Here is a 13,721-nt window from a genome sequence, read left to right on the forward strand (position 1 = left end):
AAGTTAATTAATGAGGCACTAATGTTTAATAAAATTCTTGTTGCCAACCGTGGTGAGATTGCATGCAGAATTATAAAGACGGCCCGCTCTATGGGGATCCACACAGTAGCTATTTATTCCTCGGTTGATAAAGACAGCCTGCATGTACGCAGTGCGGACAGTGCGTATTGTGTGGGTGAAGCACCTGCTAAAGAAAGCTATTTAAACATAGCGAGCATTATTCATATTGCCAAGGAATGCGGGGCACAAGCCATTCATCCAGGTTATGGTTTTTTGTCTGAAAATCCTGAATTTGCAAAAGCATGTAATGAAGCAGGCATTATTTTTATTGGCCCGTCAGTTGAAGCGATGGAGGCAATGGCTTCAAAGCAGTTAGCCAAACAATTACTGGAAAAAACAAATGTTCCTTTAACTCCAGGCTATCATGGTAGCGAACAAACAGAAGACAGATTACTTGCGGAAGCTAAAAAAATTGGATTCCCTGTCTTGATTAAAGCAGCCAATGGTGGCGGCGGGAAAGGGATGCGCGCTGTGTATCAAGAATCCGAATTCAGTGCTGCTTTAGCGGGAGCAAAACGTGAGTCTATGGCCAGTTTTGCCGATGATACAGTAATTCTTGAAAAACTTGTGCTCAATCCACGCCATGTTGAGTTGCAAATTATGGCCGATAATCATGGCAATGTAGTTCACTTATTCGAACGCGATTGTTCCATTCAACGCCGACACCAGAAAATTATTGAAGAAGCGCCAGCCCCCAATTTACCTGCTTCTTTACGACAAAAACTTGCAGAGGCCGGGTGCGAGGTAGCGCGCTCTATAAAATACAGTGGTGCTGGCACAGTGGAGTTTCTAGTTGATGGCTCGGAACATTTCTACTTTATGGAAATGAATACCCGGCTGCAGGTAGAACATCCGGTAACAGAAATGATCACCGGTCTTGATTTAGTAAGCTGGCAACTAAAAATCGCCGCTGATGAACCACTACCCATGTCCCAAGATGAGATTAAAGCACATGGACATGCCATTGAATGCCGCATCTATGCTGAAGACCCCCATCATGATTTCATTCCCTCAATTGGACAAATTCATTTTTTAGAAGAACCTTCAGGTGATGGCATACGAATTGATACAGGGGTTCAAGTGTCATCACAAATTACGATGTACTATGATCCCATGATCGCCAAACTGATAGCATGGGGAGCAAATCGGGAGGAAGCATTATTTAAACTGGAGCACGCCCTGTCGCATTACTTTATCGGGGGATTGAAAACCAATATTCCATTTTTACAAACCATTTGTCATCACCCGAAATTCAGAAAAGCTGAGCTGAGCACTGATTTTTTAAGTAATGAAAAAATCAACCTGCCGGTAGCAGATAAACAAATGGGTTTACTTATGGCTGTAAGTGTTGATTATCTTAAGAATACCAACGCAATTCAGGATCCCTTATTACAAGAAGCCTTCGCTTGGCAATCACAAATCTCGAGTCATTGGATATGGCGGTACAAGGACAAAGAAGATGTGATTGAGGCATTTATTACTCCTATTAATAAAAATCAATTTAAAGTCAGGATAAATAATCAGGAACATTTGATTTCAGGTCATTTACATAGCAATCAACTTCGCATTGAAACCAACAAACAAACCTATCACGCTACCATTGAAAAGAAAAAACAATTTTTAACCTTGTATACTAACCAATGGCAAATTACTATTGAACGGTTTGACTGGGGAACAATAGGTGCACAAGCCACTACGCATAAAGGGCAACTTACCGCACCAATGCCCGCGACTGTAGTTGCCGTATTAAAAAATATTGGTGAAAAAGTTAAGGCTGGTGAGCGTTTAATTGTGCTTGAAGCAATGAAAATGGAACATACAATCCATGCCCCTGCAGATGGCATTTTGTTGGAAATATTTTATGCAGTTGGCGCCCAGGTTAACGAAGGAGAGGAATTGCTGTCATTAAGTGAAGAAGATTCTTAACACTACAGGTTCAGGGTCAGGCTGAAGGAAGTTCTCAGCCCCCTTCAACCCGATTGACCCTTGGGAATATAAAGAGATAATTATGGACTATCCACAAAACGTATCCATTATCGAAGTAGGCCCGCGCGATGGCTTACAAAATGAGTCTTCTTTTGTGTCCAGTAAACACAAAATTGAATTAATTAATTTGTTAAGTGACTCAGGCTTACAATATATTGAGGTAACCAGTTTTGTCTCTGCAAAAGCCATTCCCCAATTAGCCGACCACAATGAAGTATTTCGTGCTATAAATAAAATCTCCTCCCTCCACTATTCAGCCCTGGTTCCAAATGAGCAAGGAATGCTAAAAGCATTGGAGGCGGGTGTTAAAGAAATTGCCGTGTTTACTGCAGCTAGTGAGCAATTTAATCAACGGAACATTAATTGCTCAATTGACGAAAGCCTTTTGCGTTTTAAACCGGTCCTTGCTTTAGCCAAAGAAAATAATATTAGGGTACGCGGTTATATTTCCTGCGTCCTTGGTTGTCCTTATGAAGGCTCCGTAGCGCCTCAAAAAGTAGTTGAGGTAACACAAAAACTGATGGAGCTGGGAGTGGATGAAATCTCATTAGGAGATACCATAGGGGTTGGGACCCCCCAGCAAACCCGTTTATTACTTGAACAAATACTCAAGATACTGCCGTTAAATCAATTAGCAATGCATTTCCATGATACTTACGGCCAGGCCATAGCCAATATTTTTACCTCCTTATTATATGGAGTACATCGTTTTGACAGTTCCGTTGCCGGCTTGGGAGGTTGTCCTTATGCGCGTGGGGCAAGCGGCAATGTAGCTACCGAGGATGTTTTATACTTAATGCATGGGTTGGGAATAAATACCGGTGTAGATATTTTTAAAATTGTAACGGCAGGCGACATGATTTGTAAGATTCTAGGGCGTAAAAATCAATCAAAGGTTGCCAATGCCATGTTAGCAAATCCCTGCACTTAGAGTATTTCTTATCTAAGTTGCACTACACTGTTCTTGAGTTATTCACTTTCTAGAGTATCTGGCAGAAAAAGTTGGAAAAATTTAGCGAACAATCGTTTCTAAAAATAAGAGAGAATGAAACATGAATGAAGCAGTATGGAAGCCCAAACACCCAAAAGAAAGCAGGATGTGGCACTTTATGGATTTCGCTGCCCAAAAAAACAGTCAGATTTTCGAAAATTACCAGGATTTGCATACCTGGTCCATTAAGCATCCTGACTCATTTTGGCCAACACTTTGTGAATTCTTTCATCTTACCTTCGATACTGCACCTTATCAGATTTTAAGCCATAAACATGAAATGATAAATGCGCGATGGTTCGCTGGAGCCCAATTTAATTTTGCAGAAAAACTTTTATCGCGCAAAGACAAGCATCCAGCCTTGATTAGTATTAATGAAGACAACAACAAACTGGTGGTTAGTTATGAACAATTACACATCCTGGTCGCCCAGTGTGCTGCGGGTTTGAAATCAGCAGGTATCAGTGCAGGCGATCGGGTAGCCGCTTTAATGCCAAATACTCACCATACAATAGTTGCCATGCTTGCCACCACTTCATTAGGGGCCATCTGGTCTTCCTGTTCGCCTGACTTTGGCGCTCAAGCCGCAATCGATCGCTTGGGACAAATCGATCCCCAGGTCTTATTTATCTGTGATGGACATCAATACCAAGGTAAAAGGCATAATGGAACAGAAAAAATCAAACAACTTAACGAATCAATTGCATCGCTCAAGCAAATTGTAATTTGTCCCAATATAAATGAGCCCATAGATTATTCTGATTTACCTAAAGCCCGATACTGGGATGACTTTCTTCGTCCAGCAACCCATTGCGACTTTGTTTCATTGCCCTTTGATCATCCGGTTTATATTATGTTTTCATCAGGTACCACAGGCAAACCCAAATGTATTATCCATGGTGCAGGTGGAACCCTGTTGCAGCATATTAAAGAATTAGGACTTCATACCGATCTGCGCGATAAGGACAATTTATGTTTTTATACTACTTGCGGCTGGATGATGTGGAATTGGACTGTTTCTGCATTGGCATTGGGAGCTACCCTGACTTTATATGAAGGGTCCCCTACTTATCCTAAGAGCGATCGTTTATTCAAATTACTCGAAGAGGAGCAAGTTACTGTTTTTGGGACCAGCGCCAAATTCATCTCTTCTATAGAAAAAGCAGGAGTAAATCCCAAAGATGAATTCGATATGTCCCATTTACGGTGCATACTTTCTACGGGTTCACCACTGTTACCTAAAAATTACGATTACGTTTATGAGCAAATCAAAGATGATGTGCAACTTTGCTCCATCTCAGGGGGAACAGATATTATTTCCTGTTTCGCATTGGGTAATCCCATCCTTCCTATCTATAGAGGCGAATTACAATGCATTGGCCTAGGTATGGCTGTTGATGTGTTTGATGAGCAAGGACATTCAATCCGTAAAGAACGTGGCGAATTGGTCTGTACCGCCCCTTTCCCCTCAATGCCCATAGGATTCTGGAATGATCCGGACAAAAAAGCCTATCAACATGCTTATTTTGAACGTTTCAGTGGAATATGGGCGCATGGGGATTTTGCGGAAATTACAGCCCATCATGGTTTAATCATATATGGGCGCTCGGATGCTGTTTTAAATCCGGGGGGAGTACGCATTGGTACTGCTGAAATCTACAGACAAGTAGAAAAAATTAATGAGGTCATTGACAGTATTGTAATTGCCCAAGACTGGCAAGACGATGTACGCATCGTATTATTTGTTAAATTGCGTGAGAACACCGAACTTACTGAAGAACTAATCAATAAGATACGCCTAACAATTCGGCAAAATGCCTCCCCAAGGCATGTACCTGCAAAGATACTGCAAGTTGCAGATATTCCACGAACAATTAGTGGTAAAATAGTTGAAGTGGCTGTCCGACAGGTGGTTCACGGTTTGCCGGTTAACAACTTGCAATCCCTGGCAAATCCCCAAGCACTCGAGTATTTTAAAAACCGTGAGGAATTGAAACTCTGACTTAGGGATTATTTTACCAGCATCATCAACTAAATCTTGAAACTCGACGTTGTTTAAAATAACAATTTGTGTATAATATTGTACTGGCGTCGATTTGAAATTCAGCTTGCGGACGCTCAAAAAAGTCTCTTTTTTGAAAATACGGCTAAAGCGGATATGATTTGCATTTCCTCTAGTCTTCTGCCCGCACGCATAATCTCAGGTTATAAACAATGATTGAATTAATTGGATTATCCAAATCCTTTTCGGGCAAACAAGTCTTGCGTGACATCAACTTATTTATCCAAGAGGGAGAAATTTTTGGAATTATAGGTAAAAGTGGTGCAGGAAAATCCACCCTATTGAGATGCATTAATCTCCTCGAACGACCGGATAAAGGCGAAGTCTTGATTGACGGCCAGGATTTGACACATCTTTCAAGGAACGATCTGGCTTTGGCTCGTCATAAAATGGCAATGATTTTCCAGCAATTTAACTTGCTCAATTCAAAAAACGTTTACGACAATATTGCACTCCCTATGCGTATTCAAGGGATAGATGAGGAGTCTATTCGTAATAAAATAGAAGAATTACTCCCGATAGTTGAATTAACGGATAAAAAGTTGGCCTATCCCGCCCAACTCAGTGGCGGCCAAAAACAAAGAGTCGCTATAGCCCGTGCCTTAAGTTGTTCCCCAAAAATATTACTTTGCGATGAAGCGACATCAGCTTTGGATCCGGAAACAACAGATTCTATTTTAGCCTTGCTTAAGAAAATTAATGCCCTTTATGGTATTACTATCGTGCTAATTACCCATGAAATGGATGTGGTGAAGCGTATTTGTAACCGGTTAGCAGTAATAGTTGATGGGGAATTGGCCGAAACAACTGCCTTGGCTAACGTATTCAATAATAAAGACAGTATTGCCCGCAGTATGCTCTATGCCCAACTTAGTCCTCAATTACCTGAATGTCTTACCAAAAGGCTTGCAGATTATGTGACTGATAAACCCTTACTGCGTTTATTTTTTCAGGGTGAAGAGGCAACAGTGCCCTTTATTAGCCAGACAAGCCGTGAATTAAATCTGGATATCAATATCCTGCTCGCTAATATAGACCGTTATGATACAGTAACTTGCGGCGTTTTGGTTGTAGAATTAACCGCCCATCAATTTTTACTCGAGGCATTCATTGAGCGCTGTGAACAAGCCAAATTAACTGTGGAGGTTTTAGGTTATGTCCTTCCCGATGGCATATGATTTATTGATCGCGACAGGCGAAACACTGTATATGGTAGTGACAAGTACCGTATTTGCAGTAATCCTCGGTTTACCTTTGGGGACCTGGCTTTATTCGTCCAGCCAAATCAAACCAAGGCCTAAAGTTCACAAAACATTATCCGCCTTTATTAACATGGCCCGTTCCATTCCTTTTATTATTTTATTGGTGGCCATTATTCCTTTTACCCGCCTTATAGTTGGAACTTCAATTGGAATGAATGCCGCCATCGTGCCCCTTACCCTGGGCGCAACCCCTTTTTTTGCCCGCTTGGTAGATAATGTTTATCGAAGCTTACCTTCGGGACTCATTGAAACAGGTTATGCAATGGGTGCAAACACCCGCCAAATTATTTTGCATATCTTATTGCCAGAAGCAAAGCCCGCTTTAATCCACGCCATTACGGTAACAGCCATTACTTTAGTCAATTATTCTGCAATGGCAGGAACTGTGGGCGCAGGAGGATTGGGTACTCTGGCGATTAACTACGGCTATCAGCGTTTTGATGCCGGAGTAATGATTTCAACAGTCATTATTTTAATCGTGATGGTGCAATTGACTCAAATGATCGGAGATTATTTGGCAAAACGTTTTTTACATAATTGATTTTTTTGGGAGTGATCAATGCGGATTTTAGCTTTTTGTGTTTTATTATTGAGTCTTGTCGCCTGCAACAAGCCCTCACCGACTAATACTCTGGTGATAGGAACGATTGCTGGCCCAGAGACCGAACTGGTTGAAACAGCAAAGGAAGTCGCCAAGAACAAGTACAATCTCGATATAAAAATCGTCACCTTCAATGACTATAACTTACCCAATGAAGCGTTGCAAGATGGAAGTCTGGATGCAAATGTTTACCAGCATTTACCCTATCTTAATGCAGCCGTCAAAGCGCATGGCTATACTCTGGAAGCAATAGGCAGAACTTTTGTTTACCCGATGGGAATCTACTCTAAAAAGTACACATCTTTAAATCAACTACCAGAAAAGGCAGTAATTGCCCTGCCTAATGATCCCAGTAATGAAATGCGCGCATTGCAATTATTGGAAAAAGCCAAACTGATCACATTAAAACCAAGTCAGGAAAATACCGGTTTAAAAGATATCGCATCAAATCCACATGATTTGCAATTTAAAGAAATGGATGCTGCGCAATTACCCAGGGTTTTGCCTGATGTGGATGCTGCTGTAATCAATACCACCTTTGCCCTTCCCGCGGGTTTAAATCCATCTCATGATGCTCTATTTACTGAGGATAAAACATCTCCTTATGCCAATATTATTGTCATTCGCAGCGATTCGCCCAAGAAAGCGCAATTGGAGCTTTTTGTAAAAGCTTTGAACTCCGAAGAAGTCAAAGAAAAAGCGCACGCTTTATTTGGAGATTCAGCAATTCCTGCCTGGTAATAGCAAGATTCTGTAGTCAGGTAATGCTTCGCAGTACCGTGGTTGGACTCATACCCTTCCAGGAAGTACTGCTTGGCATCCACCTGACGAATTACACGTTCATCATATGTCGCCCAAGACTACACTTTGGTTTTAAAAGAGCTTAATTCTAACTTAACAAAAAAGTGTTATACTCTATAAAAAGACAGTTCTTGAGGTCCGTTATATGCCTTCGTTTCGAAAAGCTTTTTTCAACATATTTAATTCCCAACAAAGGGTACGTCAGTTTTCCCCTGAAGAACAGGAAAAAATTTATCAAGAATACCGCAATTCCGTTGGATTAACTCAAGACATAAATTTTGGTTCGAAAGCATTTGATACCCACGTCCAACACCGAATTAAAGATCATACAGGGTTTAAAACAGCAATCGGCCCTGAGAAAGAAGATACCCTTGAAAAATTGCTTAAAGGCGATACCCCCCCTGCCAAGCAGGAAATTAGGGATGAGCTGAAAAATTTATTAACTCCCAAAGATTTCTTTACTCATGCACAAGAGACCTACAACGAATCCATGGAAGTTTTCCAAAAGCGCATTAAAGAAGTTCCAGAACTTTCGATAGAATCAATGCGCGGATTTCATGAACAAATTACCACCCAAGCGAGAAATGCCCTAGAGGCGCAACAAAAAGTCGAGATGGAAGCTTTAAAAACAAACGCTAAGGATTTAGCAGCTAAAATTGGAACCCTTTCAGGCACCACGGATCCGGAACAATTAAAAAAAATAGAAGATAACTTGATTGGGGATTTGAAAAAATCCCATGAAGACCAACTCTCAGAATTTAATAAAACTGCTTCAGAAAACTTGACCGCAATAGATAAAGCTTCTGCTCTTGAAAGAAAACGCATTATCTTTTCTGGCCAATTAGAAAACTGGGCCTCTCAATTGAGCAAGAAACAAAAAGACGAAATGCTGCTTGAAATGGAACGCGCAAGGGCTGAGAATCGTAAAAAGAGGGGTATAGCCGAGGATGAGTTTGTAAGTGCTTCAGTAGATGTCCGGGATCATACCATCTCCACTATCAATCCAAATGATTTAAATTTTATTATTTCATTATCAGGATCCAAAATACAGCATAAACAGGCTGCGAAAGAAGGTGAGCCAGGCCTTTGGTCTGTGTCTATGCCTCCTCGTATCCTTTCTCCATTTTACTACTTAAGCAATAAGCAAAATCCCAAGGTCGATATGTTGACCATGGCACAAGCTGTACGGGCCTCAGGTTTCGACTCCATCACAATGACCATAAATTTTGATGATCCTAAAACCAAAAAGGATAGAGCCAGACAAGCCTATGAAGCTGCTCTTGAATGCGGTTTTGAACCTGGCCCCTTACCTGGACAAAAAGGGGACAAACCATTAAAGGGTATTGTACTTAGGGATGGTGCCGGCAATGAAATTGATCCTGCTACAATTTTCACACCAGGTGAGTTAAGGGAACTACACGCGAGTGCAAGTGAACGCCGCGATAAACTTAAAAAACTGGTGGATGAGCCGCCCCGTCAACAATTTACAAAAGAAGCTACAGAGCGATTTCGAAAAGAAATCGATGATGGTAGAAATGACCTAAGAGCTAAAGCAGGAAAAGCAGCAATTGACGAGGAAAAAGAAAAAGAATACCACGAAGAAATAAAAACAACTCTAGGACAAACCTAATTAAAATAAAATTCTGGTTTTTATTTTCTTAAAAACCAGAATTTTCTTAGCTTAGCATTCGCTCTGGGTATAATGCTCAAAAAATATCACTATTCCTCAAACTTAATTTCTGTTATTTTATAAAATTGTCAACGGGTTAGGCTAAGGAGATGGCTATGAATGCTCGTGTGTTTGATGAGGATGTAACCGATACAGAAGATTTTGGTGTCGATACCCTATTACCCCAGGAAACTAATCCTTCAACTAAATTGGAAAGGCGACGACGTATAGAGGATTTGTTTGAAGAAAAACGCCTTCGCGAAGAACTCTCTGAATTCGGTTAGACTGTGCAGCACGAGTCAACCGGATTTCCAGAGATAAAATCTCTTTGATCCGGAGCTTGTGCCGCACCTTAAACTCCTAATACTCTTTAATTTTAGGAAAATAAATATCAAACCGCACTGTTTTACCCTCTATGGCAGCATTTGCCGGCAACAAGGACTTTGTTTTTTGCGGCCATTTTACAACGACCCGTTGTTTCACACGAGTTATTGCCAATTGAATTAATTCCAATGCATCATAATCAGGACCAATTATTTGTTGTAATGCCTGCATGTCCTTTTTTACCAATGCTGACTTGCTTCGTTCAGGATGCATGGGATCAATGTAAATAACATCAGGATAATTCTGCACATCCAGTGATTTCAAAAAAGAATAAGCATCTTCAGCTTGAAAGTTCAAATGCAACTGGTGTCGTTCAGTCTCATTTAGGCGGGATAAACCATCATATAACAAGGCTCCCATTATCGGATTGCGTTCGAGCATCAATACCTCAGCATTAAAGCTGGCTAAGATGGCTGAATCACGCCCCCAACCTGCAGTGGCATCAATAATTTTTAAACCCGCAGAGGGTTTACATGCCCTTACTAAACCCTGCTTTTTTCCCTCCGCTTTTCTTTTACTCCAAAAAGCAGGACTGAATTCAGCAAAAATGGGTGAAAAACCAGGTATTTTCAATGACAGTCTGTCTTCAGTAACATAAAGACAAAGAGCAGCATCTTTATCCACAACAAAATTCAATTGTTCAGCAAGGGCCTTTGCTTTGTCGTGCACACCTTGATGCTCATAGCCAACAGCTGAAATATGGATCATAACGACTCCTTATAAAACGTACACAACTCTTGGCCGATGCGTTTGAAGGTTAGGCTTGTCAACTTGCTTAACGCAGAAATCAGCCCTTTACTCTCAAAGGAGATTTCTGCGCTAAGCAGGTCTCACCGCCCTAGCGACATCGCTTTCCACTACCCCAATTGTAACAGTGAAATATCAGCAACACCTTGCAATAAATCCTGCAAGCGCGCAAGCAGTGCTAAACGGTTATTTTTGATATTGTCGTCGTCAACCATGACCATAACTTTATCAAAGAAGAGATCCACTGGTTCCTTAAGGCTAGCCAGGAGTTTCAACAATGGCCCATAATCAGCAGCGCGGTATAAAGGCTCAACCGCGCGTGCTACTTGACTGATGTGATTATATAAAAATTTCTCCGGACCCTCTTCCAGAAGTTGTTCATTGATAGAAGACAAGGTTTTCTTTCCTGCTTGCGAAAGCAAATTATTCACCCTTTTGCATGCAGCAGAAAGAGAAGCGGCCTCAGGTAAAGTTACAAATAATTGTAAAGCAGCCAATCGCTTATCCAGATCATACAACCATTCATCCTGACGAGCCCGAACCGCATGTACCAAATCAATACCCAATCCCTGAATTTGATAATGTGATTGCAACCGTTCCAGTATAAAAGATTTCAACTCCTTGGGTATACCAGGTTCAACTGTAATTTGTGTTCCATAATGAACAATTGCCTGTTCGATTAATGTGCTTAAATTAAGTTGGGCGGGTGTTGCAACAAGTAAACGAACAACAGCCAAGGCATGACGTCGCAATTTAAATGGATCTTTTACTCCTGAGGGCTTTTGCCCTATAGCAAATATCCCTACCAGAGTATCGATTCTGTCTGCCAAAGATAAAGCTAGGCCCAAATCCGACTCGGGTAATTTATCTGCAGCAAAACGCGGCATATATTGCTCGTTTAACGCTTGGGCAACAATTGGGTCTTCACCATCATTTAGCGCATAATAATACCCCATTAACCCTTGCAGTTCAGGAAACTCACCAACCATTCCCGTCAATAAATCACATTTACTTAATTCTGCTGCTCGTTGCGCCTGATCTAATTTCAATTGCAAGGCAGGGCTTAAATAAGTCATTAAAGCTCTAATCCTTAATGCTTTATCTTGCAAGCTGCCCAATTTAGCCTGGAAAACTACATGCTCTGTAGCGGCAATATGATGACTTAAAGGCAGCTTTTTATCTTGTCTGAAAAAGAAGGCAGCATCACTCAACCGTGCCCGCATCACTTTTTCATTTCCCAATATCACTTGTTTCGGATTGGAACTGGCAATATTTGACACGGTTATAAAGTGTGGAAGCAATTTCCCTTGCTTATCCTTTAAAGCAAAACATTTTTGATGTGATTGCATGGAGGCAATTAATGATTCAGCGGGGACTTCGAGAAACTCTTTTTCGAAATTGGCCATCAAAGCTTGCGGCCATTCTACAATAGAAGCCACCTCTTCAAGCAAATCTTCCGGCATAATCGCTGTAGCCTGAATCGAGGCTGCTAACTCTTCCACCTGGTTTTTAATCATTTGTTTTCTGGTTGAGAAATCAGCAATAACAAAAGCCTCTCTCATTTGTGCTTCATAGCTTTGAGCTGAATTAATTGAAATTGGTTGCGGGTAATGGAAGCGGTGCCCTCTGCTGTACCGATTACTATTAATTCCCAAAAGAGAATGTTCAAGTACCCTCTCACCATAAAGCATTACTGCCCAATGGACCGGTCGTGCAAATTCCTCATCACCATCACCCCAGCGCATGGGTTTGGCAATAGGTAAAGCCGCCAGTGACTGGCTGATTAAAGCAGGTAACAAATCTTTGGTTTTATTCCCTTCGCTTTGTGTTTCATACACTATCCAATCCCCTTTTTCCGTTGCTATCCGGGAAAGTTGCTCCACTTCCACACCACAAGATTTTGCAAATCCAAGTAAAGCAGGTGTAGGTTTACCTTCCTTGTCATAAGCTGCAGCAAATGCGGGGCCCCGGCGAGTAACACTTTGACTTTTTTGTTCTTCTTGCAAATCAAAAATAGTGATTGCAATGCGCCTTGGTGTGGCAAAACGCCTTACCTCACCATAGGCCAATTGTGCTTTGTCCAATAGAGCCAATAATTGATTTGCAAATTCATCTGCTAAAGGCCAAACAGAACCAGAAGGTAATTCTTCACAACCTAATTCAAAAATAAAATCATTGACCATCACACACCTTTTGGTTAAGCATAGGAAAGCCCAAAGCCTCGCGCGCTTGATAATAAGCTTGCGCTACTGCTCTTGATAAATGGCGCACACGTAAAATATAGCGTTGTCTTTCAGTAACGGATATTGCTTTGCGGGCATCAAGTAGATTGAATGAATGCGATGCCTTGATTACCATTTCATAAGCAGGAAGTGGTAGTTGTAATGAGATTAGCTTTTGCGCCTCACTTTCATAATAATCAAATTGCTTGAATAACTCTTCGACATTAGCATGTTCGAAATTGTAAGCAGACATTTCCACTTCATTTTGATGGAATACATTCCCATAAGTGATTATGCCATTTGCAGTGTTACTCCAGGGCAGATCAAATAAATTATCCACACCGAGTATGTACATCGCCAAACGCTCCAAACCGTAAGTTAATTCTCCGGTCACCGGCTTACATGCAAGACCGCCCGCTTGTTGGAAGTAGGTAAACTGGGAAACTTCCATCCCGTTTTGCCAAACTTCCCAACCAAGACCCCAAGCACCTAGAGTGGGCGATTCCCAGTTGTCCTCAACAAAACGAATGTCATCAGCCAAAGGATCAACACCCAATGCGCGTAAGGAGTCCAGATACTTATCCTGTATGTCTAAAGGAGAAGGCTTAAGTACCACTTGAAATTGATAATAATGTTGTACCCGATTTGGATTGTCGCCATAACGACCATCTGTGGGTCTTCGGGAGGGCTGTACATAGGCAGCCGACCAAGGCTCAGGGCCTATTGCACGTAAAAAAGTAGCAGGATGAAAAGTACCTGCACCAACCTCCATATCAAAAGGTTGCAAAATGACACATCCTTGGGCAGCCCAGTATTGCTGCAAAGTGAGAATAATGTCCTGGAATGTAGATGGCTTTGTCATGAAGATCTCTATTTTTTCTGGGTAAAACGAAGCAGAACCCGGGAAATTTGTACTACGCAAAGCTCCGGGTTCTG

11 protein-coding genes are annotated in these 13,721 nt (G+C 41.4%); 8 read left to right on the forward strand and 3 right to left on the reverse strand.

Annotated elements, in window-relative coordinates; translation table 11 throughout:
- The first annotated feature begins 21 nt into the window (after positions 1 to 21).
- From KYQ_RS06725 to KYQ_RS19305, 8 genes are all read left to right on the forward strand, one after another.
- Positions 22 to 1,986: an acetyl/propionyl/methylcrotonyl-CoA carboxylase subunit alpha gene (locus KYQ_RS06725; protein ID WP_010653324.1), complete on the forward strand. Its 1,965-nt coding sequence runs from the start codon at positions 22 to 24 to the stop codon at positions 1,984 to 1,986.
- A gap of 82 nt (positions 1,987 to 2,068) precedes the next feature.
- On the forward strand, positions 2,069 to 2,977 hold the full coding sequence (locus tag KYQ_RS06730) for a hydroxymethylglutaryl-CoA lyase (protein ID WP_010653323.1): 909 nt from the start codon (positions 2,069 to 2,071) through the stop codon (positions 2,975 to 2,977).
- A 121-nt stretch (positions 2,978 to 3,098) separates the two neighbouring features.
- Positions 3,099 to 5,039: an acetoacetate--CoA ligase gene (locus tag KYQ_RS06735; protein ID WP_010653322.1), complete on the forward strand. Its 1,941-nt coding sequence runs from the start codon at positions 3,099 to 3,101 to the stop codon at positions 5,037 to 5,039.
- Positions 5,040 to 5,251: 212 nt separating this feature from the next.
- Entirely contained in the window at positions 5,252 to 6,277 is a 1,026-nt protein-coding gene (locus tag KYQ_RS06740) for a methionine ABC transporter ATP-binding protein (RefSeq protein WP_010653321.1), read from the forward strand.
- Complete coding sequence (locus KYQ_RS06745) at positions 6,255 to 6,902, forward strand: methionine ABC transporter permease (RefSeq protein WP_010653320.1); 648 nt, start codon at positions 6,255 to 6,257, stop codon at positions 6,900 to 6,902. The genes KYQ_RS06740 and KYQ_RS06745 overlap by 23 nt, the downstream gene beginning before the upstream one ends.
- An 18-nt stretch (positions 6,903 to 6,920) precedes the next feature.
- On the forward strand, positions 6,921 to 7,703 hold the full coding sequence (locus KYQ_RS06750; RefSeq protein WP_010653319.1) for a MetQ/NlpA family ABC transporter substrate-binding protein: 783 nt from the start codon (positions 6,921 to 6,923) through the stop codon (positions 7,701 to 7,703).
- Positions 7,704 to 7,908: 205 nt separating this feature from the next.
- The gene (locus KYQ_RS06755) at positions 7,909 to 9,393 is read left to right on the forward strand and encodes a hypothetical protein (RefSeq protein WP_010653318.1); all 1,485 of its coding nucleotides are present in this window, start codon (positions 7,909 to 7,911) and stop codon (positions 9,391 to 9,393) included.
- A 155-nt stretch (positions 9,394 to 9,548) separates the two neighbouring features.
- Positions 9,549 to 9,716, forward strand: coding sequence for a PA3496 family putative envelope integrity protein (locus KYQ_RS19305; protein WP_010653317.1), 168 nt, complete (start codon positions 9,549 to 9,551; stop codon positions 9,714 to 9,716).
- 76 nt (positions 9,717 to 9,792) lie between these two features.
- Here the strand turns inward: KYQ_RS19305 and KYQ_RS06765 are convergent, their stop codons facing one another.
- The 3 genes from KYQ_RS06765 to glyQ form a co-directional block, all read right to left on the reverse strand.
- Positions 9,793 to 10,524: a class I SAM-dependent methyltransferase gene (locus tag KYQ_RS06765; RefSeq protein ID WP_010653316.1), complete on the reverse strand. Its 732-nt coding sequence runs from the start codon at positions 10,522 to 10,524 to the stop codon at positions 9,793 to 9,795.
- A 149-nt stretch (positions 10,525 to 10,673) separates the two neighbouring features.
- A complete protein-coding gene (gene glyS / locus KYQ_RS06770) occupies positions 10,674 to 12,746 on the reverse strand; it encodes a glycine--tRNA ligase subunit beta (protein ID WP_010653315.1) in 2,073 nt (690 codons plus the stop codon).
- Positions 12,736 to 13,647 carry a glycine--tRNA ligase subunit alpha gene (gene glyQ, locus KYQ_RS06775; RefSeq protein ID WP_010653314.1) on the reverse strand — a complete coding sequence of 304 codons (912 nt, stop codon included), beginning with the start codon at positions 13,645 to 13,647 and terminating at the stop codon, positions 12,736 to 12,738. Before glyQ ends, glyS begins: the two co-directional genes overlap by 11 nt.
- Between the last annotated feature and the right edge of the window lie 74 nt (positions 13,648 to 13,721).

It is taken from the genome of Fluoribacter dumoffii NY 23, assembly GCF_000236165.1.
Taxonomy (GTDB): domain Bacteria; phylum Pseudomonadota; class Gammaproteobacteria; order Legionellales; family Legionellaceae; genus Legionella; species Legionella dumoffii.